At 64.1% G+C, this 20,377-nt stretch carries 24 protein-coding genes and 1 tRNA gene; 15 read left to right on the forward strand and 10 right to left on the reverse strand.

The annotated features are described in order from the left end of the window. Positions 1 to 51 precede the first annotated feature (51 nt). The 12 genes from B3H86_RS06145 to B3H86_RS06200 all read left to right on the forward strand — a co-directional run bounded on the left by B3H86_RS06145 (position 52) and on the right by B3H86_RS06200 (position 10,475). Positions 52 to 363 carry a YerC/YecD family TrpR-related protein gene (locus B3H86_RS06145; protein WP_292052038.1) on the forward strand — a complete coding sequence of 104 codons (312 nt, stop codon included), beginning with the start codon at positions 52 to 54 and terminating at the stop codon, positions 361 to 363. A 24-nt stretch (positions 364 to 387) separates the two neighbouring features. Further along, on the forward strand, positions 388 to 1,266 hold the full coding sequence (gene hisG, locus B3H86_RS06150) for an ATP phosphoribosyltransferase (RefSeq protein ID WP_292052040.1): 879 nt from the start codon (positions 388 to 390) through the stop codon (positions 1,264 to 1,266). 107 nt (positions 1,267 to 1,373) lie between these two features. Next, positions 1,374 to 1,919: a histidinol dehydrogenase gene (locus B3H86_RS06155; protein WP_422653073.1), complete on the forward strand. Its 546-nt coding sequence runs from the start codon at positions 1,374 to 1,376 to the stop codon at positions 1,917 to 1,919. Then, entirely contained in the window at positions 1,916 to 2,611 is a 696-nt protein-coding gene (hisD, locus tag B3H86_RS06160; protein ID WP_292052044.1) for a histidinol dehydrogenase, read from the forward strand. Before B3H86_RS06155 ends, hisD begins: the two co-directional genes overlap by 4 nt. Continuing rightward, positions 2,608 to 4,032 (forward strand): imidazoleglycerol-phosphate dehydratase HisB, encoded by a 1,425-nt coding sequence (hisB, locus tag B3H86_RS06165; RefSeq protein WP_292052046.1) that lies wholly within the window; start codon positions 2,608 to 2,610, stop codon positions 4,030 to 4,032. The genes hisD and hisB overlap by 4 nt, the downstream gene beginning before the upstream one ends. Beyond that, positions 4,029 to 4,634, forward strand: a complete 606-nt coding sequence (gene hisH, locus B3H86_RS06170; protein ID WP_292052047.1) for an imidazole glycerol phosphate synthase subunit HisH — start codon at positions 4,029 to 4,031, stop codon at positions 4,632 to 4,634. Before hisB ends, hisH begins: the two co-directional genes overlap by 4 nt. After that, positions 4,631 to 5,362: a 1-(5-phosphoribosyl)-5-[(5-phosphoribosylamino)methylideneamino]imidazole-4-carboxamide isomerase gene (gene hisA, locus B3H86_RS06175; RefSeq protein WP_292052049.1), complete on the forward strand. Its 732-nt coding sequence runs from the start codon at positions 4,631 to 4,633 to the stop codon at positions 5,360 to 5,362. The genes hisH and hisA overlap by 4 nt, the downstream gene beginning before the upstream one ends. A 31-nt stretch (positions 5,363 to 5,393) precedes the next feature. After that, positions 5,394 to 6,161, forward strand: a complete 768-nt coding sequence (gene hisF, locus B3H86_RS06180) for an imidazole glycerol phosphate synthase subunit HisF (RefSeq protein ID WP_292052051.1) — start codon at positions 5,394 to 5,396, stop codon at positions 6,159 to 6,161. Then, positions 6,158 to 6,784, forward strand: a complete 627-nt coding sequence (hisIE, locus tag B3H86_RS06185; protein WP_292052053.1) for a bifunctional phosphoribosyl-AMP cyclohydrolase/phosphoribosyl-ATP diphosphatase HisIE — start codon at positions 6,158 to 6,160, stop codon at positions 6,782 to 6,784. The genes hisF and hisIE overlap by 4 nt, the downstream gene beginning before the upstream one ends. Before the next feature lie 122 nt (positions 6,785 to 6,906). Beyond that, positions 6,907 to 7,788 (forward strand): peptidase, encoded by an 882-nt coding sequence (locus B3H86_RS06190; RefSeq protein WP_292052055.1) that lies wholly within the window; start codon positions 6,907 to 6,909, stop codon positions 7,786 to 7,788. 159 nt (positions 7,789 to 7,947) lie between these two features. Continuing rightward, a complete protein-coding gene (locus B3H86_RS06195) occupies positions 7,948 to 8,232 on the forward strand; it encodes a hypothetical protein (RefSeq protein ID WP_292052057.1) in 285 nt (94 codons plus the stop codon). A 194-nt stretch (positions 8,233 to 8,426) separates the two neighbouring features. Further along, complete coding sequence (locus tag B3H86_RS06200) at positions 8,427 to 10,475, forward strand: TonB-dependent receptor (RefSeq protein WP_312821095.1); 2,049 nt, start codon at positions 8,427 to 8,429, stop codon at positions 10,473 to 10,475. Between the two features lie 96 nt (positions 10,476 to 10,571). Here the strand turns inward: B3H86_RS06200 and B3H86_RS06205 are convergent. Continuing rightward, positions 10,572 to 10,690, reverse strand: a tRNA-Val gene (locus B3H86_RS06205). 319 nt (positions 10,691 to 11,009) lie between these two features. On the opposite strand from B3H86_RS06205, the gene B3H86_RS06210 reads away from it, so the two are divergent. After that, positions 11,010 to 11,744, forward strand: coding sequence for an NYN domain-containing protein (locus B3H86_RS06210; protein WP_292052059.1), 735 nt, complete (start codon positions 11,010 to 11,012; stop codon positions 11,742 to 11,744). Between the two features lie 464 nt (positions 11,745 to 12,208). Here B3H86_RS06210 and B3H86_RS06215 read toward each other — a convergent pair whose 3' ends face one another. The 9 genes from B3H86_RS06215 to B3H86_RS06255 form a co-directional block, all read right to left on the reverse strand. Beyond that, positions 12,209 to 13,444 (reverse strand): tyrosine-type recombinase/integrase, encoded by a 1,236-nt coding sequence (locus tag B3H86_RS06215; protein ID WP_292052060.1) that lies wholly within the window; start codon positions 13,442 to 13,444, stop codon positions 12,209 to 12,211. A 548-nt stretch (positions 13,445 to 13,992) separates the two neighbouring features. Further along, positions 13,993 to 14,280: a DUF2312 domain-containing protein gene (locus B3H86_RS06220; protein ID WP_292052062.1), complete on the reverse strand. Its 288-nt coding sequence runs from the start codon at positions 14,278 to 14,280 to the stop codon at positions 13,993 to 13,995. After that, a complete protein-coding gene (locus tag B3H86_RS06225; protein ID WP_292052064.1) occupies positions 14,277 to 14,405 on the reverse strand; it encodes a hypothetical protein in 129 nt (42 codons plus the stop codon). Before B3H86_RS06225 ends, B3H86_RS06220 begins: the two co-directional genes overlap by 4 nt. Positions 14,406 to 14,407: 2 nt before the next feature. Continuing rightward, on the reverse strand, positions 14,408 to 15,535 hold the full coding sequence (gene dnaN, locus B3H86_RS06230; protein ID WP_292052066.1) for a DNA polymerase III subunit beta: 1,128 nt from the start codon (positions 15,533 to 15,535) through the stop codon (positions 14,408 to 14,410). Beyond that, on the reverse strand, positions 15,532 to 15,876 hold the full coding sequence (locus tag B3H86_RS06235; protein ID WP_292052068.1) for a hypothetical protein: 345 nt from the start codon (positions 15,874 to 15,876) through the stop codon (positions 15,532 to 15,534). Before B3H86_RS06235 ends, dnaN begins: the two co-directional genes overlap by 4 nt. Continuing rightward, positions 15,876 to 16,265 (reverse strand): hypothetical protein, encoded by a 390-nt coding sequence (locus B3H86_RS06240; protein WP_292052070.1) that lies wholly within the window; start codon positions 16,263 to 16,265, stop codon positions 15,876 to 15,878. Before B3H86_RS06240 ends, B3H86_RS06235 begins: the two co-directional genes overlap by 1 nt. After that, positions 16,262 to 17,956, reverse strand: coding sequence for a ParB/RepB/Spo0J family partition protein (locus B3H86_RS06245; protein WP_292052072.1), 1,695 nt, complete (start codon positions 17,954 to 17,956; stop codon positions 16,262 to 16,264). The genes B3H86_RS06240 and B3H86_RS06245 overlap by 4 nt, the downstream gene beginning before the upstream one ends. A gap of 97 nt (positions 17,957 to 18,053) precedes the next feature. Beyond that, positions 18,054 to 18,272 (reverse strand): hypothetical protein, encoded by a 219-nt coding sequence (locus B3H86_RS06250; RefSeq protein WP_292052074.1) that lies wholly within the window; start codon positions 18,270 to 18,272, stop codon positions 18,054 to 18,056. A gap of 192 nt (positions 18,273 to 18,464) precedes the next feature. Then, a complete protein-coding gene (locus tag B3H86_RS06255) occupies positions 18,465 to 19,172 on the reverse strand; it encodes a LexA family protein (protein WP_292052076.1) in 708 nt (235 codons plus the stop codon). 377 nt (positions 19,173 to 19,549) lie between these two features. Here B3H86_RS06255 and B3H86_RS06260 point away from each other — a divergent pair, with 377 nt between their 5' ends. Then, positions 19,550 to 20,005 (forward strand): hypothetical protein, encoded by a 456-nt coding sequence (locus tag B3H86_RS06260; protein ID WP_292052078.1) that lies wholly within the window; start codon positions 19,550 to 19,552, stop codon positions 20,003 to 20,005. Continuing rightward, positions 20,005 to 20,377 (forward strand): hypothetical protein (locus B3H86_RS06265; RefSeq protein WP_292052080.1); only part of this gene is annotated, 373 nt, incomplete at its 3' end. The genes B3H86_RS06260 and B3H86_RS06265, both read left to right, overlap by 1 nt.

Raw genomic sequence — 20,377 nt, forward strand, 5'->3', positions numbered from 1 at the left:
AGAGATCGGCGGTTGACTGTTCCACTGTTACAGCATAGTGAAACAGCCGAAATGACCGCCCCTGCTGTAAACGACCCCAAGATAGCCGCACGCGACGCCTTGCTGGACGCCCTTTTGGCCATGCAGACGCGCGAGGAAATGTCAGCCTTGCTGGCTGATCTTTGCACGCCTGCGGAACTGCGCGCATTCACCGAGCGCCTACAGGTCGCGCGCCTTCTGGATGCAGGGGGCAAGTCATACCGCGAGATCGCTGCCGAGGCGGGGGCCAGCCCCACCACAGTGGTCCGCGTCGCCCGCTATCTGAAGGACATGCCGCATCAGGGCTACCGCATCGCCCTGGACCGCATTTCCTCCGCTGACTGAATTCCTGCCCCGAAAGAGTATCCCATGAGCACCCAACAAGGACGGCTCCGTATCGCCATTCAGAAATCCGGCCGTCTGGCCGACCGTTCGCTCGATCTGATCCGCGATGCGGGTCTGAAATGGGTGAAGGGGCATAACGAGCTGCTGTACCGCGTCGAAAACTATCCCATCGACCTGATCCGCGTACGTGACGACGACATCCCCACCTTCGTGGCCGATGGCGTCTGCGATCTGGGTATCGTGGGCGAGAACGTTCTGGAGGAAGGCCGCAACGGCGGCCCGAACGCCGAAGTGGTCATGCCGCTGGGCTTCGGCCGCTGCACACTGAAGCTGGCGACCCTGCCGGGTGAGTGGAACGGTCCGAAGGATCTGGAAGGCCAGCGTATCGCCACCTCCTATCCAAACATCCTGAAACGCTATCTGGAAGCCGAGGGCGTGAAGGCGGACGTAGTGCTGATGCGCGGCGCGGTGGAAGTCGCCCCGCGTATGAAGCTGGCTGCCGCCATCTGCGATCTGGTCTCGACCGGCGCGACGCTGGAGGCCAACGGCCTTGTCGCCCGCAACACCGTGTTCGATTCCCAAGCCGTCCTGATCAAGTCGCCCAAGGCTCCCGAGCCGGAAATGGCCGACCTTCTGGAAAGCGTCATGGAACGCATGTCGGGCGTGATTGCATCCTCGGGTGCCAAATACGTCATGATGAACGCCCCGCGCGCGGCGCTGGACGAGATCATCGCCATCCTGCCGGGGGCTGGGTCGCCGACCATCATGCCGCTGGCCGGACGTGACGACGCCGTGGCCGTCCACGCCGTCTGTCAGGAAGCCGTATTCTGGGAAACGCTGGAGAAGCTGAAGGCCGTCGGTGCCTCGGCCATCCTCGTCCTGCCCATCGAGAAGATGATGTGATGAAGACGTTCGACTGGTCCCAACTGGACGAGGCGCAGAAGCACGAGGCTCTGGCCCGTCCCGCACAGCGCGTCGCCGCCGACGTCACCAGTGTCGTGCGCGAAATCATGCAGGACGTCGCCCTGCGTGGCGGTGCCGCCGTAACCGACTGGTGCGTGAAGCTGGATGGCGCACCCCCGCGCCGTATCCCGATCAATAACGAGACGATCAGCGCGGCCCGCGACCAGCTGGCCCCTGCCGACACCCGCGCCATCCGCATGGCGGCGGAAAACATCCGTATCTTCCATCAGGCCACCAAGCCTTCGGACACCGAACTGGTGGAAACCACCGCGGGCGTCCGCTCCAAGCTCGCTTGGCGCGCCATCGGTGCGGCGGGCATCTATGTGCCGGGCGGTACCGCGCCTCTGTTCTCGTCGCTGCTGATGCAGGCCATTCCGGCGCAGGTGGCGGGCGTGAAGACCCGCGTCGCCGTGACCCCGCCGTCGAAGGACGGCAGTGTTCACCCCGCCATGATCCTCGCCGCCGCAGAGGCGGGCCTCGATGCCCTCTGGGCCATCGGAGGGGGGGAGGGAGCCCCCCCCCCCCCCCCCCGGGAAGGGGGGGGGGGGGGGTCGATCGTTCGACTGACGNNGTCGAGCTTGAGGACGGCGTGATCCCGCGCTGTGACAAGCTGTTTGGCCCCGGCAATGCCTATGTGGCCGAGGCCAAGAAACAGGCCAACGCCCTTCCCGCCGGTCCTGCCGTCGACATGCCCGCCGGTCCGTCCGAACTGATGGTCGTGGCCGACAGCGCCGCCGATCCGGTCGTTGCCGCCGCCGACCTCTTGTCTCAAGCGGAACACGACAAGGACGCGCAGGTCATCCTCGTCGCCACCACCAAGACCGCCCTTCAGGCTATTCTGGAAGAGGTCGAGGAACAGGTTGCCACCCTGCCGCGCGCCGAGATCGCCCGCGCGTCTCTGGGTGAAGCCCGCGCCATCCTGGCCCGCAATCCGGACGATGTGATCGAGGCCATCAACATGTACGGCCCCGAACACCTTGCGCTCCAGACCGAAGATGCCGGTGATCTGGTGGACCGTATCGAGGCCGCAGGTGCCATATTCGTCGGTGGCTGGGCCGCCGAGACGCTGGGCGACTATGCCGCTGGCCCCAGCCACGTCCTGCCGACCGATGGCGGGGCGCGTACGCTGGGCGGTATCACCACCGCCAGCTTCATGACCTCCATGTCGGTGCAGTACGTCAATGAGGAGGGTGCCCGCACCCTCGGCCCCATCGCCGCCCGCCTCGCGCGTCTGGAAGGGCTGGAAGCCCACGCCCGCGCCGCAGATTACAGGAGCGAGGCATGAGCCTGCCTGCCCCCTTTGCCCCGCTGGTCGCGGCCAATGACGGTCTCGACAACTATCCGTCCAGCCCGTCGGCTCTGGCCGCGCGCATGGCCGAAATCTATGGCGTAGAGACCGATCAGGTCCTGCCGGTGCGTGGCCTGACCCACGCACTGGAGCTGGTCTGGCGTTTGGCGCTGAAGGAAGGCGGTTCGGTCGAGGCCCCCAAGGCCGAGCCCTATGCCCGCCTGCAATCCATCTATCCGGCCAAGGGTGATGACATCGCCGTGGTGGCCCGCGCCATCGGTTCGGTCGAAGCCATCGCCGAGATGGCCCGGCGCGTGGCTCCGGCCCTGCTGGTCATCGACGAGGGCGTGATCGAGTTTTCCGACGCTCCGTCCGCCGCCACCATCATCAAGGACGTGCCGAACCTGATCGTCCTGCGCAGCCTGTCGCTGGCCTACGGTCTAGCCGGTGCCCGCGTGGGGGCCGCCCTGGCCCAGCCGCAGACGCTGGACCGTCTGGCCTCGGTGATCGAGCCCTATGCCCTGCCCGCCCCGCTGGTGAAACTGGCGCAGCAGGCGCTGGACCCGTCGCGCATGCTGGAGAATGCCGAGCGCATCGCCGGTGTCCGCCGCGAGCGCGACCGTCTGGTGCGCGAGCTGTCGCGCATCATGCCGGTGGATCAGGGCGTCGGCCCCGTGATCATCGCCCGCCCCGAAGACATCGAAGCGGCGCTGGCCCAACTCAAGACCTTCGGCATTGCCGCCGATGTGTCGGAAGAACGCCTGCGCCTGCCTGTATCGCTGAAGGCCGAAATCAATGATCGCCTGCTGGCCGCCTTCGGCATGAATGTCGGCAAGGTGCGCGCCCCGCGTATCGGCCAGTCGGTCCGCGACACCAAGGAAACCCGCATCGTCTGTACGGTGAACCTTGATGAAGCCGGTCCGGTGAAGATCGAGACCGGCGTCGGTTTCTTTGACCACATGCTGGAGCAGATCGCGGCCCACGGCGGCTTCTCGCTGCGCCTCAAGTGCGAGGGCGACCTGTTCACCGATCCGCACCACACGATCGAAGATAGCGCCATTGCCCTCGGCCAAGCGCTGAAACAGGCGCTGGGCGAGCGCAAGGGCATCCAGCGCTATGGCTTTGTCCTGCCGATGGACGAGGCCAATGCGGTTGTCTCCATCGACCTGTCGGGCCGTCCCTATCAGGTGTTCGAGGGCACGTTCGATACGCCCTACATCGGTGAATACCGCACCGACCTGACGGCCCACGTCTTCCGCTCGCTGGCCGAGCATCTGGGGGCAGCCGTCCACATCAAGGTCACCGGCTCCGACGACCACCACAAGACCGAGGCCTGCTACAAGGGCTTTGGCCGCGCGCTGCGTCAGGCCATCAAGGTCGAGGGCGACGCCATTCCCAGCACCAAGGGTGTCCTGTGAGCGACGTCACCCTGATCGGTTACGGCTCGGGCAATGTCGCCTCGGTGCGTTTCGCGCTGGAGCGGCTGGGCGCACGGGTGCGCGTGACCGCCGATCCGGCGGACGTGGCGGATGCCGAGCGCGTCATCCTGCCGGGTGTTGGGGCTGCGGGCTATGCCATGAAGCGGCTGGAGGCTTTGGGGCTTGTCGATGCCCTGCGCGCCTTCGAGCGCCCGCTCATGGGCGTCTGCCTTGGCCAGCAACTGCTGTTCGAGGCGTCCGACGAGGACGGCGACGTGCCGATGCTGGGCCTGATCCCCGGCCGCGTGACGGCCATCGCGCCGCGCCCCTCCCTGCCCTCGCCCCACATGGGCTGGAGCCGCCTGAGCAAGCGCCGCGACGATCCAGTCCTGGACGGCGTGACGGATGGCGAATGGGCCTATTTCGTCCACGGCTTCGTCTGCCCCGATGGCGAGGCGACCATTTCAGCCGCCGACTATGGCGGCCTGCCTGTCCCCGCCGTGATCAACCACAAGAACCGCTGGGGCTGCCAGTTCCACCCCGAGCGCTCGGCCAAGACCGGCGCGCGTATCCTCAAAAACTTCCTCGGGTTGCCCGCATGATCATCTATCCCGCCATTGACCTGAAAGACGGTGTCGCGGTGCGTCTGATGCACGGCGATTTCGACAAGGTCACCCGTTACGACGAAAACCCCGCCAGCCGCCTTGCCGCATTCGCCGCCGAGGGCGCGGAATGGGCCCACATCGTCGATCTGGACGGGGCCAAGGCCGGTGCCGCCCGCCAGTACGAACTGGTCGGTGAGATGGCCAAGGCCGTGGATGTGAAGATCCAGTGCGGCGGCGGCGTGCGCACCGAAGACGACGTGAAACGCCTTCTCGACAACGGCGTCACCCGCGTTGTGGTCGGCTCGCTGGCCGTAACCAACACCGATCAGGTGCTGGCCTGGCTGGACCAGTTCGGTCCGGAATCCATCACCCTCGCCCTCGACGTCAAATACGAGGACGGACTGCCCGTGCCCGCGCTCAAGGGCTGGACCCAGTCGGCGGGCGTGGATCTTTGGACGGTGCTGGACCGCTATCCGCCCGAACTTCTGCGCCATGTGCTGATGACCGACGTCAGCCGTGATGGTGCCCTGACGGGTGTGAACACCGACCTGCTGAGCGAGGCCCTGCGCCGCCGTCCGGATCTGAAGCTGCAGGCTTCGGGCGGTGTCGCCACGGTGAAGGACCTGAAGGCCGCGCGCGACATCGGCTGCGACGGGGCCATCACCGGACGCGCCATCTATGAAGGCCGGTTCACCGTGGCCGAAGCCATCAAGGCCGTGGCCTGATGACCGGACTTTTCTATAGGAGCGGGGTTCAATGACCGCCCGCCGTATCATTCCCTGCCTTGATGTGAAGGACGGTCGTGTCGTCAAAGGCGTCCGCTTCGAGGGCCACCGCGATATGGGCGACGCCGCCGAACTGGCCGCCCGTTACCGCGATGCGGGCGCGGACGAGTTGGTCTTCTACGACATCACCGCCAGTCCCGAAGGCCGCACCCTGGACTATTCGTGGGTGCAGGACATCGCCCGCCTGCTGGACATTCCTTTCTGTGTCGCGGGCGGCATCCGCACGGTCGAACAGGCCGCGCGCTGCCTCGACCACGGGGCGGACAAGGTGTCGATCAACTCGCCCGCGCTGGAGCGCCCCGAGCTGATCGGTGAAATGGCCGAAAGGCTGGGCCGCCAGTGCGTGGTCGTCAGCGTCGACAGCGCGTTTCAGGACGGCGAGTGGAAGGTCCACAAATACACCGGCGATCCCAACGCCCGCCGCGGCGCGGGCAAGCTGACGATGGACTGGATCATCGAGGCGCAGACCCTCGGCGCGGGCGAGATCGTGCTGAACTGCATCGATCAGGACGGCGTGCGCAAAGGCTATGACATCGCCCAACTGACCGTCGCCCGCGAGCGTCTGACCATTCCGCTGGTCGCATCCGGCGGAGCGGGCGCGCCCGAACATTTCCTGTCGGCGTTCAAGGATGCCGATGTTTCCGGCGCATTGGCCGCCAGTGTCTTCCACTCCGGTGCCATCGCCATTCCCGATCTTAAAACCTACCTCGACCGGAACGGGGTGGAGGTACGGATATGAACGAACTCAAGAACAGTGTGGATGTGTCCGCCATCGACTTCGCCAAGGGTAACGGTCTGATCCCCGCCGTGGTGCAGGATGCGGATACCCTTCAGGTGCTGACCCTCGCCTATATGGACGAGGCAGCCCTGAAGGAAACCTTGGAGAGCGGTCAGGCGACCTTCTTCTCGCGCTCGCGCGGCGGGCGCTGGCGCAAGGGCGAGACGTCGGGCGACTTTCTCAATGTGGTGTCGGTGACGCCCGACTGTGACGCCGACGCGGTGGTGGTGAAGGTTCGCCCGGTCAACGCCAACGCCTGCCATCTGAACCGCGTCTCCTGTTTTGGCGACGAGGCAGCGCCTGGCGTCGGGCAACTGGCCAAGCTGGAACGCACGATCGCTGTGCGTGCAAAGGCAGATCCCGCTGAAAGCTGGACCGCGCGACTGGTCGAAAAAGGGGTAAAGCGGATTTCGCAGAAAGTGGGCGAGGAAGGTGTAGAAACCGCCCTTGCCGCCACGGCGGGTCCCGACGAGGAAGTCGCCAGCGAGGCCGCCGATCTGATCTATCACCTGCTGGTTCTGTTGTATGCGCGCGGCATGAAGCTGCAGGACGTGCTCGACGTTCTTCACGCCCGCGAAAAATAGGCTTGGTGCCCGTCCGGGTCCCTAGGAGATCAGCGGTAACATTGGCGTGTTTTGAGCCCGCACACGGTTCAGACTAATAGGAGTCCGTTTTCGAACATAATTGTTCGTCTCGGAGATAAGATATGTCGCGATTGATCCGTCCTGTGCTGGCTGCTGCCATTCTATTGGCACCGTTGGCAACGTCGGTTCAGGCTCAGGACTCGCGCGGTACGCCCGTATACGGCAGCGTACGCCTGTCCTCCGGTTTCACCCCCGATCCGCACAAGCTGTCCGTGACGGCGGGCGGTGCCATCGATGCCTCACGCGTGAATGCTACGGGATGTATAGGTCAGATCGGCGGCAATCCCGACTATGTCCTGAACTACACCGCCGGTGAGATGCCGCTGTACATCCGCGCCACCTCGGACGAGGACACCTCATTGGTCGTTCGTGATCCGCAGGGTCGCTGGCAGTGCAATGACGACACCAATGGCCTTGATCCTGAAATCGGCTTCGAGAATCCGCGCTCGGGCAATTATGCAATCTGGGTGGGCGCAGTCGGCGGATCTTCGGTCGCCGCCGAATTGCACATTTCCGAAATCTCGGAAGGTACGGGTGCCTCGGCGGCCATCGACATGAGCGCCCAGGCTAATTTCGGCGAGATCATTCTGCGGTCGGGCTTCACGCCTGATCCGCACTCGATCGAAATGACTGCGGGCGGCAATATCCAGGCTGCCTCGGTGGATGGTTCCTGCGCGGGCTTTGTCTCTTCGTCGCCGGACTATGAGGTCACCTATCGCGATGCGGGTAACTTCCCCCTGACCTTTGCCTTCACGGCCAAGGCTGACACCACCCTGATGATCAATGGGCCCGATGGTTCGTGGTATTGCGACGACGACAGCGGTGGCAACGGCAATCCGCGCGTCGTCTTCAGCGATGCTTCCGACGGCGTCTATGACGTCTGGGTTGGCTCTTACAGCGGCGAAATGATCCCGGGCCGTCTGACGATCAGCGAAGTTCAATAAGGGCGTTAAACGGCTCGCCCCATAAGGGTCACAACGGTTCTACAGTGGCGTATTTGGGGCGAGTTCGGGTCAGGAAGTAAAAAACTTATCACGCCCGCGTGAACCGAACCGGTAAATCGGCGTTTATCTTTTTTGCCTTTCAACCCGCAAGGAGCTCCTATGCGCAAGATCGTACTCGCCGCCATCTCCGTCGCCGCCATGACCGGCCTGGCCGCCTGCCAGAACGCTGCCGAGAAGGAAGCCGATGCCAAGGCCGACGCCGTTGAGGCACAAGCCGATGTGGCTGTGACCCAACTGGAAAACCAGGCTGACGCTGCCAGCACCCAAGCTGCTACGGACGCTCTGAACGCCCAGGCTGACGCTGTTGAAGCCAACGCCGAACAAAAGGCTGACGCTATCCGCGACAACGCCAACAACCCGCAAGCTCCGGCTGCTACCCACTAATCGGGTCGCCGGACCTTAAAGGTCCAGAATCAGCCCCGCCGACTTTTTGTCAGCGGGGCTTTTTCATGCCTGAACCCTGTGCGTTTTTGCCCGCCATACGAGATGGTGATGCCATCAGTTTTGCGTATTGGCCGATACAGAACAGTGGAATGATACCCCCACTGTGGCCTGTTCAGAGTTTACCGGAGACTGCTGTGTTGTTTGACCTCCCCATCCCGCCCCAGTCACCGCAGGACGAAGCGGTACAGGTTTCCGATGTGGTCGTTACAGCCGCCCGCCTGCCTCCGGCAGCGTCCGAGGCAGCCTTTTCCGTGGTGCGGCTGGGGCAGTCCGAGATCGCGGCCAGCGTACGTGCCGACGAGGCCCTGCGCGCCATCCCTGCCGTTTCCCTGTTCCGCCGCACCACTAGCCTGAGCGCGAACCCGACGACCCAGGGCCTGTCCCTGAGAGCCATCGCCCCAAGCGGTGCGGGTCGCGCGCTGGTGACACTGGATGGCGTGCCGCTGAATGATCCCTTTGGAGGATGGGTGATCTGGGCCCAGTCCGCCCCGGAAAGCCTGTCCGGCATCGATGTGATCCGTGGCGCAGGCGCAGGCCCCTATGGCGCAGGGACGCTGACGGGTGTGGTCGCCCTTCGCGAGAAAGATGCCGATGGCGGGGTATTGGATATTTCCATTGCCGAACGCGGCGGTTTGCGGGCATCCGGCACGGCCTCGGTCGGCAACGAACGGTTTGCCCTGACGGTGTCGGGTCTGCACGAGACGTCGGATGGCTATGTGCCGGTCCGGGGCACGCAGGCCGGGCGCGCCGATGTTCCTATGGATCTCACCGCCGAGGCTCTGTCCGGGCGTCTGGATGTCAATGTCACCGACAATATCCGGTTGTCGGTCCGGGCGGCCACATGGGAAGAGGACCGCGGATCGGGGCTGGGCAACAACCGCGCCAATGCTTCAGGCAACAGCCTGTCGGCGACACTGGCCCGCGCCCCCGCCAATGGCCGCTCGGGATGGCGGCTTCAGGCATGGCAGAACCACAGCAACCTGTTCAACAGTTCGGGAGCCGTGTCCGCTGACCGCAACGCAGTCACCCCCGCCAATGAACAATACCGCACACCTGCGCGAGGGCGCGGGGCCAATGTCGCCCTGCGCCGTCAGGACGACGTCTTGAGCGGGCGTCTGGAATGGGAAATCGGTGCCGATGCCCGCTTTTTCGAAGGCGAAACCCAGGAGCGCTTTCGGTTCATGAATGGTGTCTTCACCCGTGGCCGCAAAGCCGGGGGCGAGGCATCCGTCGCGGGACTGTATCTGGACGGATCGTGGGACAAGGGGCCGTGGCTTCTTGCCGGCGGCATCCGCGTGGATCAATGGACCAACAACGCGGGCTTCCGCTTCGAGGATGACCTGCAAAACGGCTCTGTCACGCTGGACGAAACGGAAGACAAGCGTTCGGACACCGTATTCAGCGCCCGACTGGCCGCGCGCCGCGCCCTGGGCCAAGGCTGGAGCCTGCGCGGCGCGGCCTATTCTGGTTTCCGTCCGGCCAGCCTGAATGAACTGCACAGGCCATTCCGCGTGGGGAACGATCTGACAGAGGCCAACGCCGCCCTGTCGCCCGAAACCCTGAAGGGTGTGGAAGCGGGACTGGGCTTTGCCAATGATCGCATCGAAGCCAATGCCAGCCTGTTCTGGAACCGGATCGAGGACGCCATCGTCAATGTGACCCTAGCACAAGGACCCGGTACCTTCCCGCGCGCGGGTTTTGTGCCCGCAGGCGGCGTCCTGCGCCAGCGCCAGAATGCCGGCACCATCGATGCGACCGGTATTGAACTGAGCCTCAAGGCCAGACTGGCCGAAGGACTGGACGCCAGAGGTGCAGTGTCATGGACCGATGCCGAGATGGACGGTGACGACAGTGCCCCCCAACTCACAGGCTTGCGCCCCGCCCAAGCGCCTCGATGGAGTGCCGTGCTGGGTCTGGACTGGCAGGCGGCGGAGCGTCTGCATCTTGGCGTGGATGGCCGCTACGAATCAGACCGCTTTGACGACGATCTGAACAGCCGTGTCCTGAAGGCGGCATGGACACTGGACGCCCGCGCCGCATGGCAGGCTCTGGACCATGCCGCGCTCTGGGTCGCCGTCGACAACCTGATGGATGAGGATGTCCAGACATCCCAAACCGCTACCGGCATCGCTGGATATACAGCCCCGCGGACCTGGCGTGCCGGAGTGCGGCTGACATACTGAAAACAAAAGGCCCGCCGGAAACAGCGGGCTTTTTCGTAATCGCAGTTCCACGCGCCAGTACGCGCTGTGAAGCCGATCGGAACTGTGTGGAGAGAATGGTGGACGCGACAGGGATTGAACCTGTGACCCCTACGATGTCAACGAAAGGCACACCGCGTCAAATCCAGTGTTTATCGGCACTTCTCGTTCAATGCCCCCCAGTTACGTTCACGTTCTTTTCAGGGGTTTCTGGGGGGTTTCTGGGGGGGGCTGGAGGGGGAGCCAGCGCAACTGATGCGGAAGCGACTCCGCATTGACTCGTCTAACACGGAGTGGGCCCCCTCAGCACAAAACGTTAAATCAGTGAAACCCAATGTTATCCACATGCATTGACAGTGACCGCGCGTACCGCCTAAACACGCGGTGTAAACAGATCGCTCGCCCGTCAAACATATGAAGCGCGCACCTACGGGGACGCCACGGGCGGGCGGTCGTTACTTTCCCAAAAAATCGTGATAGCTGAATCAGGTGTTCAAGCCTCGATTCGCTATATGCATGGACGGCGGGTTCGTCCAAAAAGTTATCTGGGCACGCGAAAAGCGTGCCCCCACCTCGGCCGATATCATCGCCGAGTGCGAGCGGATACGGGCGCACCCGGCTTTTGCCGAGTGCGATCTTCTGCGCATTTATTTCTATGACGCACCTCCTTCTCAAGCACAGCTGGTCAACCCGATCGACGGGTCAGTGCTCGATTTGCAAGCCACAGATACCTATGCTTCGTCTGTCAAATTGCAGGCGGAGCTGAAAGCTACGCCTGATTTCGCACTCAGGATGGGTGATGTACTATCTAGCGGTTGGCGAGTAAGCGACTCGTCAATCAGCAAGATCAGCAAGGAACCTCGGTCGCTCGCGGCTTCAGATCTGAAGCCGAACCTACGACAGAAGGGCGTTGATATCCGGATCGGCCTGGATATCGCTCGATTAGCATTAAAGGACACCGTTCGTTCGCTAGTTGTGGTGACTGCAGATGCGGACTTTGTCCCCGCCTTCAAATTTGCAAGACGTGAAGGCATTCGCGTCTATCTGGACACTATGGGACGCCCCTGTCGCCCAGAGCTGATTGAACACAGTGACTTGCGATTGTCACCTATCCCGACGCCCGAGGAAAGACGTCGAGAGAAGCAGCGGCGCAGTCGCGAGAGGCAAAAGGCTCGTCGAAGTACTTCGCTGGACGAAGCCTTATTAGCTGCAAAAGACATGCCTCTCGGAGGAAATTCTCACAAAGATTGATGAACTATAAATAATCGTGGCACGCCCAGTTGACTCCGCGCTCGATGTGCATGATTACCTAACTTAGGCACTCGCCGCTTTTTTCTCCAATGCTCCAATGTCGCAGAATACGAGGCGTAATGGAGCGTCCTCGGAGCCCCGGGCTTTCACCCGGGTTCCTAAAGGAGAATCAAGATGGCACGTGTTGCTTGTTCTTGGCCGAGAGCGGTGAGCGTTTGCTCTTATAGGCGCTATCGGTTCGGCCGGTGGGAGACTGTGGTCTCTCACTGCCGCAGCTACCCAGTTCGTTGACGCGGAACGGTAAACTGAGAGCGGCGAGTGCCACCCACATCTTCTTGAATCACACTATCACTCCGGTGTCCATACCAAGACACTGCTATGTTATCGAGTGTTACGACTTACCGTTGATGTAGATTCGTTTCGCGGAGAGTTTCTCGCGCATATTTTAGTCCGCGTCCTAGACCTTAACGCAATGCTTTGCGAGCGTTTGCTTGATAATTCGGCCTGTGGTGGCCGTAGCAATCTTCGAGCGTTTTGACCGACATGCCGGTGTAGCCGGCGGCTTCCCAGGTCTGGACGTTACGCTCCATGAGCCAGGTGGCGCAGGTGTGGCGCATCCAGTGTGGTGTAACGTCCTCGGACAGACCGGCGTCGCGTACTGCGCCCTCGAACCCGGTTCGCACCCGACCGGCCAGCGGTCGGCCGCCATGGTGCAGAACGCTGGTGATGGTCGGTACAGTCGCGGGGCTGCCGCCTGCCTTGAGGTGGTTCTCGCGCAGCTGGGCATTCGCGGCCATGTCCAGGTCATGCCAGCGGCGCAGGTGCGACAGCAGGCGTCCGGGGATCATGACAAGCGGTCGCCGTTTGGTGCGCTGCTCTCGCTCGGCCTTGCCGCGGCGATAGATGATCCCCTCTTCCAGATCGACCCAGGCCTGCGTCGGCGATTCCGACCACAACAGCTTGGGGATCACCCCCGGCCGCGTACCCGTATAGAGGCCGATCAGGATGAAGCGGCGCAGGTGCGCACGGTTGAGGCGGCTGGACTTGGGAAGGCGCTTCCATTTGCCGGTGGCCGGATTGTAGCGCCAGCCCATGGATGCCAGCAGCAACCGCGCTGCCTCGCTGCGCGATAGCGCGTCTCTGGTGCTTTCGGCTTTGGGCGGCAGCACGACCTTGGGCCGGCGCGTCAGCGGGTGCTCGTCGTGCCAGTAACCGATGGCTGCTGAAAGGTCTTCCAATTCGCGGCGCGCGCCCTGGTCGGTGACCCGACGCGCCGTGGCCGGGTCTTTCGCCATCTTGATCGGCTGGAGGATACGGTGGGCGACATAGGCTTCGCACGAAGAGCGGCGAATGTCCGCGACCGTCTTGTCGCCCCAGAACTCCAGCAGGGCCGAAAGGCGGGCGCGGACCGCCCTGGGGTCCGGAGCCTTGGCGGCCTTGCCTTCGGCGTAGAGACTTATGACGTCTGCAATGAGTACGTCGGACGGATCGGCAGGACCGTTGGTGCCGCTGGCGGGCTGCGGCGTCCACTTCGACTGGATGTACTGGGCGAGTTTGAGCCCAGCTGCTTCAACCTCGCTCGGGCCGCATCCTGTGCCAATCTCCTTCGTTCCGTCTCGGATAACCCAGACGGATGCCTGCCGCTTGTCGGGGCGGGCTTTGCGGAGGAACAGCCGTGGTCCTTTTGTGGGTCTTGGCATGACGTCGGGCGAGGCTCGAAAAGTGCCCTGATGCGGGCGGGGGTAACATAGAGGCGTCCAGCCACCTCGGCTGTCAACAGACGGCCCTTGCGGATCTCGGTACGCAGGCTGGAAATGGTCAGCGGGCCGTTGGGAAAGAAGACAGCCACAGCTTCTGCGAGGGTCATGGCTTCGTCGTCAGTCCACTGGTCGGGACTGGGCCTCAAGCTGGCTCGCAAAGGTTTCGGGTTTCGTACCTCAGACATGGCTGCCCTCGCTCAACTGGGTCAGGGACCGACCAGTCCGAGTTGTATTGCTCTCCAAGCTGAAGTGCTTAGTGTTCCATTCGTCCACTCTCGCGGAGAATTTGAAGTTGAACCAGACTATTACAACAGCAGTAATTGCGGCTGTCGTTGCTGCGATTACAAAAGACAGGCCAGAGATTGCTTCTGATCTGAAAGGCCAGTTCGAGCAGATAGCGCAAGACGCTATCCGAAGCGGATGGAAGCAGGAGGCGGAGGCTGTAACGCAGTTAGCTAACCGAATCTCAGCGTGATTGGCGTGCAGCATCAGGTTTCACCCAGTGCCGAGAGGTACAGATCGAGGATGGCCTCTTCCTCCTGACGCTTGGCGCGGTCCTGCTTGCGGATGCGGATGACCTTGCGCAGGACCTTGACGTCGTAGCCTTCGCCCTTGGCCTCGGCGAAGACCGCCTTCATGTCCTCCATGACGGCCTTCTTGTCCTCCTCGAGCCGCTCGATGCGCTCGATGATGGTGCGCAGGCGGCCCTGGGCGGCAGCCGTCATGACGTCCGGGTTTTCAAACGGGGCTTCGTTCGAGATCGGGTGTCCGGTCATGCCTGGCGAGCCTCGTGAGCGGTCGCTTCCGCGAGGGGCTGGATGTGGGCAGCGCCGACGAAGGCGGTGCTGATGAAGGCGAGTGTGGCGAGGCCTGCGAGCAGGTCCCTGGTGATGCGGCGCATGGTCAGACCCTCAGCGGCATGACGACATTGACGAGGTGGTCGGCGTGCTTGGTCCCCGGAATCGGGTCCAGCCGGGCGGGGGAAGCCGGATCGGACAGGCGCAGCAGCATGCGGTCGGCGTCCGTCTGGTCGAGGATGTCGAGGATGTATTTGGCGTTGAAGCCGGTCTCGAAGCCGATGGCCTCGCTTGTGACCTCGAGCTCCTCGTGGGCGGCCCCGGCCTCCATGTTGCGGACCGTCAGGGTCAGCAGGCCGTCATCGATGGTAAACTTGATCGGGCGCGACTTCTCGGCCGTGATGAGGGAGACGCGCTTGATCGCCTCCTTCAGCAGGGCGCGATCGACCTCGGTCTCATGCTTCCAGTCCATCGGCACGATACGCGCATAATCCGGGAAGGCCCCGTCGACTGTCTTGGTGATGAGGTGGCCGGTCTCGGTCAGCAGCTGCACGCCCTGGGCGTTGACGCAGAGCGTCACGTCCTCGCGCAGCTCGCCGAGGATGCGGCGCATCTCGCTGACTGCCTTGCGGGGCACGATCACGCCGGCCATGTCCCTGGCGGCGTCGCAGGGCGTCTGGTTGATGACCAGGCGGTGGCCGTCCGTGGCGACGGTGCGCAGCATCACCCCGCCATTGTCGGTGCAGGCATGCAGATAGGTGCCATTGAGGTAGTAACGGGTCTCCTCGTTGCTCTGGGCGAAATGCACATAGTCGAACAGGCGGAAAAGCTCGGCCGCAGGCAGGGTGATGCGGATGCCCTGGATGCCCTCGCGCGTCGGGAACTCGGCGGCGGGCAGGACCGGCAGCTGGTAGCGCGATCGACCGAAGCGAACGGTCGCGCGCGGGTCCTCTGCCTCGTTGCAGCTGATGGCGATCTCTGCGCCATTGGGGGCGTTGCGGGCGATCTCCGACAGGGTGCCGGCGCTGACCGTGATCTGGCCCGGCACATCGATCCGGGCCGGAACGGTCTCGGCAATCTCGATGTCCAGATCGGTGGCGGTGATGGTCAGCGCGCCCTTGTCGGCAGCCAGCTTGACATTGGCCAGCACCGGAATGGTGGTGCGGCGCTCGACTGCACTGGCGACACGGCCCGTCGCCCGATGAAGGTCGGCTTTCTCGACGGTGATCTTCATTCTTCGTATCCTGAGAGAGTGTCTTTGAGGCCATCGGCTGCGCGAAAGTTGCGCAAGATGTCGTCAGCCAGGTCAGCGACGGTCGTGCCTTCCTTGGCGGATGCTGCGAGCAACCGCTCAGCGTCCCGCGCGAGCTGGTTGGCAAGCAATGTCACAACAGCGGGGGTCTGATAGGCGGCCCCGACATCGGACATGCCGAGCGCGGCCTCTCCCCAGTCCCTGGCCCAGTCGGCGAGCAGTCTGGCGTCGTTGCGGTCGAGCGCGCGGTTCAGCTCGTAGCGGGCCTGGGTACGGTTTCCCTGATCGGACAGGTCGCGGTTGCTGGTCACGAGCGCGGACATCAGGCGGCCACCTGCGCATAGGCGTTGCGCGTCTTGTGCAGGGCCGCTTCCAGCGCCGCCCTGCCCTTCTCGGCCAGATAGGCAAACCCGATCAGGCGGTCGCGGTCGTTGCCGACGTCCAGCGCCCAGATCTCGATGACGCGCGAGATGTCCGAGCGGTGCGTCGTCTCGACGTCCTCGATCTCGGACAACTCGATCGCCTGACCGTCACGGCGACGGTGGATGCTGGATTCCATCGCTTCGAGCGTGGCGAAAACGGTCGCCCTGGCGCCGGGGGCGAGCGAGGGCAGCAGGGCAAAGCGGATGTCGCGCGACACGGCAGGTCCTCTGATGATGTGGGCGGGAATGGCGGGGGCCGGAAGGGTCGACTGGACGGTCTGGCGGTTCATTGGTCTGCGTCCCCGTCCTCGTGTCCGTCCTCTTCCTCGGCAGCGCCGTTCTCTTCGGCGTCGGCGGTCTCCTGCGCGGCGATGACCGGAGGCGTCTCGAGGCCGGCAGCGTGATTGACCGACAGGATGATGATCTGGGCCACTGTCATGTCCTGATCGTCGGGCAAGCCCCACTGGACCAGTCGGGTCACGGTCTCGCCATTGGCATCCTGAATGACGCCCGATGCGGTCATGGCCCATGGCAGGGGATGATCGACAGCTTCGGCGACGTCCCTCGTGGTCCGGGTGATGTCAGCCGCCTCGGCGCTCTTCGCGGCCAGCAGGGCGGCGTGGGTCTGCCGCGCCCTGGCCCAGCGCGCGGCGCGGGCCTTGCGGTCCTCTTCCTCCTGCCGTGTCCGCGCCTCGGCGGCCCGCACGCGCGCCCTGGCCTCGGCGATGATGACTGCGCCTTCGGGGGTCGGTTCGGTCGGCGGATTGAGCCATGCGGTGACGTAACCCGTCGACGGCGCATCGATGCCCAGCGCCGCATAGGCATCGGCCAGGCCGGCATCACGCTGCGCGACATCCGTAGAGTTGCGCCATGCGGGCAGATGGTTCACCGCCGTGTAGCTGATGCGCGCCGAATGATAGCCCAGGGCGTTGCCATAGGTGTTCGGCGCTTCGCTAAAGAGCATCCATCCCAGTTCGGACAGGGCCATCGCGACCGGATGGCTTCGAGCCTCGGCGGCCACGGCAAGATCGGCATAGGTGTAGTTGGCTTCGCCGGCGAGGCGGTGCGCAAACTCGGCCATGGCCAGTCTGATCTCGGGCGTGATCCTGGCGTCCTGCTCGGCCTGTGCGGCTGCGGACTCGGCGTCCTGTGCCCTGTTCGCNNCGTTCGCCAGCTTCTGGCGGGCATCACGGACCGACAGGTGGCGCGGATCGTCCCTGGGCAGGGTCATGCGCAGTTGGTCGGCCTCGTCCAGCTGCAGGAAACGGCGGTGTTGCTGGACGTGTTCCGGGGTCGCGCCGATGCGGTCGGCGATGTCCTTGTTGGACAGGCCCGCCTCGGCCAGCCCCTCGTAAGCCTTCGCCTTTTCAAGCGGATTGAGGTTGCGGCGTTGCAGGTTCTCGGCCAGTGCGGCCAGCCGGTAGCCAAGGTCATCGGTTTCCAGCAGGCGGCAGGCGAACGGCGTGTCGAACTCGATGTCGCCGTCCGCGATGGCCGCGCCGATCGCGCGCCAGCGGCGCTCGCCGCCGACCAGGATGTATTGGCCGTTCGCGTCAGGGCCACGCACCACGAGATTCTGCAGCAGGCCATTGGCGACGATGTCGGCGCGCAGGGCGTCGAGCGCCTCGACGGCTTCAGAGCTGTCCCAGTCGCGTCGGGCGTTGTCGGGGTCGGGCTGGATCTGGGCGTGGCGCAACCAGACCAGTCCGTCAGGCGAACCGGGTTCGTCACTCGTCGCGCCTTCGGCCCGGTCGATCATCGTCAATTGCGCGAGGCCCGCGTCGGTCAGGCCGAACGTCAGAGGGTTGGACCTGGCCAGCCCTTCGTCTTCCAGCCTGGAGAGGGTCTTGGACAGGTTGGACTTGTCGCGTCCGATGTGTGCGGCAAGGTCGCTGAGGGTCCATCCGCCCTCGGGGCGGCGGTCGAGCGCGCGCAACACCGGCGCGTTCTGGACGGCAAGCAGGGACAGGGCTGAGGTCATGTCAGCGTTTCCGTTGCGGGATGTTGAGGAGAAACAGGGCTGCGACCAGGGCGAGCAGCAGATGGCCGCCGTGCAGGCCCACCAGCATGTTCATGGCTCAGGCCGCCATCAGATCGCTGTGGGTGGAGCGGATGCGGCGCATCTCGCGCACGCGGTCCAGCGCAGCCTGAAGGCATGCTTCCGCATCGGCCAGATAGCGGGCCGTGCGGACGGGCGAGCAGCCGGCGAAGGCATCGGCGCTCGTGAGGTTGTGCGCGGCACAGAAGGCGCTGTCGCGGGCCGACTGGATGTTGCGCTGGTCTGAGAGGGTGGTCATGCGGACACGCTCCATGAAAGGGGTGTCCGCAGCAGTGCCGTCAGGGAAACGGCGGCGCGGGAGGGGTCGGGAAAAGGCGCTCGACCGCTGCGGACGCCCTATGTGTGCATAACTGCACGAATGCAGTCAAGTGCATAAATGCGCACAATGCAGACATGGGGGCACCCTACCTTGCGATCAGGCCCCGGCTCGTCAGAACCTTCTGATGACGCCGATGACCCATCCGCGAATGCGGACTTCGATGTCCGGATCGCTGTGATCGTTGGCCGAAACGGGGGCCAGCTCGATCGGGCTGGACCATTTTGCGAGGGTTGATCTCGGCCAGAGCAGGAGCCCCCTTGGCGTGACCTCGACCTCTTTGAGGGTGAGCTCCCGGACCCCGCCCTGAGCGCGTATTCGTTCGACTTCGACGATATCGCCAGTGCGCGGTCGGTAATCGATCGCCTCGACGTCAACGCAATGAACGAGGTCACCAGGATAGAGTCCTGCCGGGCGTCCGTTGCGCTCCAGTGCGTTCATGGATTCGCCCTGAACTCTCGACAGCCATTGCGTTTGCAACGGGAATCGGGGGTCAGGAGCGGCGGGATAGTGCTCTGCCTCTGATTGATCTGACAAATCGGTCTCCAGCCATGCACCGGCCTGGACCGTGCTCCGGATCGGAAGCAGTCCCAGCGCCGGTGGGGGAGCCTCGATAGCCGAAAACGGCATGGCTTTGACACCCGCCCCACGGGCCAGTTTTTCGAGGGTACGTCCGGAAGTGACGAACTCGTAGTCAGCATTGAGGGCGCGGCTGATGGTGGAGGGAGCCACGCCAGAGCGGCTCGCCCATTCCCGGATGGTCAGTCCGGTCGCGGTCATCGTGTCCCGCATCCACGCACGAATATCGGCAGCAGTCGTCATGCGCGAACATCCCGCAAAAATGCACGCGAGGAAATGCGCATTAATGCACTTGACCTTGTGTGCATTCCTGAACATTCTGCGCACATGCTAGATCCTATCGTTGAATTCGAGAGCGAGTGCGAGGCGCACGACCTTCAGCCGGTCGCCGTGCTTGCCAGGGCTGGATTGCATCGCAGCAACTGGCAACGCTGGAAGTCGGGTGAAAGCTCCCCGACCGTCCGGAACTTCATAGCCTGCCGCGCAGCACTGGCGGACATGGTGACCTCCTCGGCAAGTGCGGGTTGCACTGTGGCGCACGATGCAACTGGCGCGAACGAGAAAGCCGGGCAGAACGTCTCGCGAACGGACGAACCCGGTTCGTCGTCGGGGGTGGCAGCATGAACCCGCAGGCCCGCAGAAACTGGCTGAAGATGAAGACCCGTCAGCTGATCGCCGAATGCGGCGGGCTGGAGGAAGCCGCGGCGGCCTGCAAGGAAGAGTGTCGGCCCTATTCGGTCCAGCAGTTGTCGCGCTGTCAGAACCCGCGCGCTGCGGACATGCTGCCGCTGGATATCCAGGACTGTCTGGAGGCCTATTGCGGCCGTCCGGTCATCAGCCAGGCGCTGACCGTGGCGCGGCCCCATACCGGCACGGTGGGCGAGCTGCGCGACGAATCCAGCGAGGTCACCGAAACCGCCGCGCTGCTGCAACGGCGCATCCGCGAATCCCTGGCCAATGACGGGGAGATCGATCCGGTCGAGGCGGCACATCTGATGGATGTCGTGCGCGAGGGCATGGGCCATCTGGCCGATGTCGAGGCCTCTCTGAAGCCCCTGCTGAAGCGGGGGGCCTGATGGTTCGGGCATCCGAGATCAGCGCCAACTATGTGCTGAACCTGCGCGGCCGCGGCTATTCGTGGTCGGCAGTCGCACGCATGACCGGCGCGACCGAAATCGACCTGCGCCGCCTTTACGACGGGCTGGATCTGGACCCGGCGTCCGGGGTTCCGAGCGTCAGGGAGAAGGCAGCGCCTGCAAGGGTGGCCACCACGCAACCGAAGCCGCGCCAGTCCGCCGAGGTCATCGAGGTCGCGCCCAGGCGCAAACCGCGTGTGCGCTATGGCGACGATGGCCGTCTGCGGACCGTGCTGGTCGCAGCCGGCATGTCGCTGGACCATGCGACCATCATTGTCCGAATGCTGGACGTCGCGCCGCGATGTCCCGGCG

The organism is Brevundimonas sp. UBA5866, assembly GCF_002432125.1.
Classification (GTDB): Bacteria; Pseudomonadota; Alphaproteobacteria; order Caulobacterales; family Caulobacteraceae; genus Brevundimonas.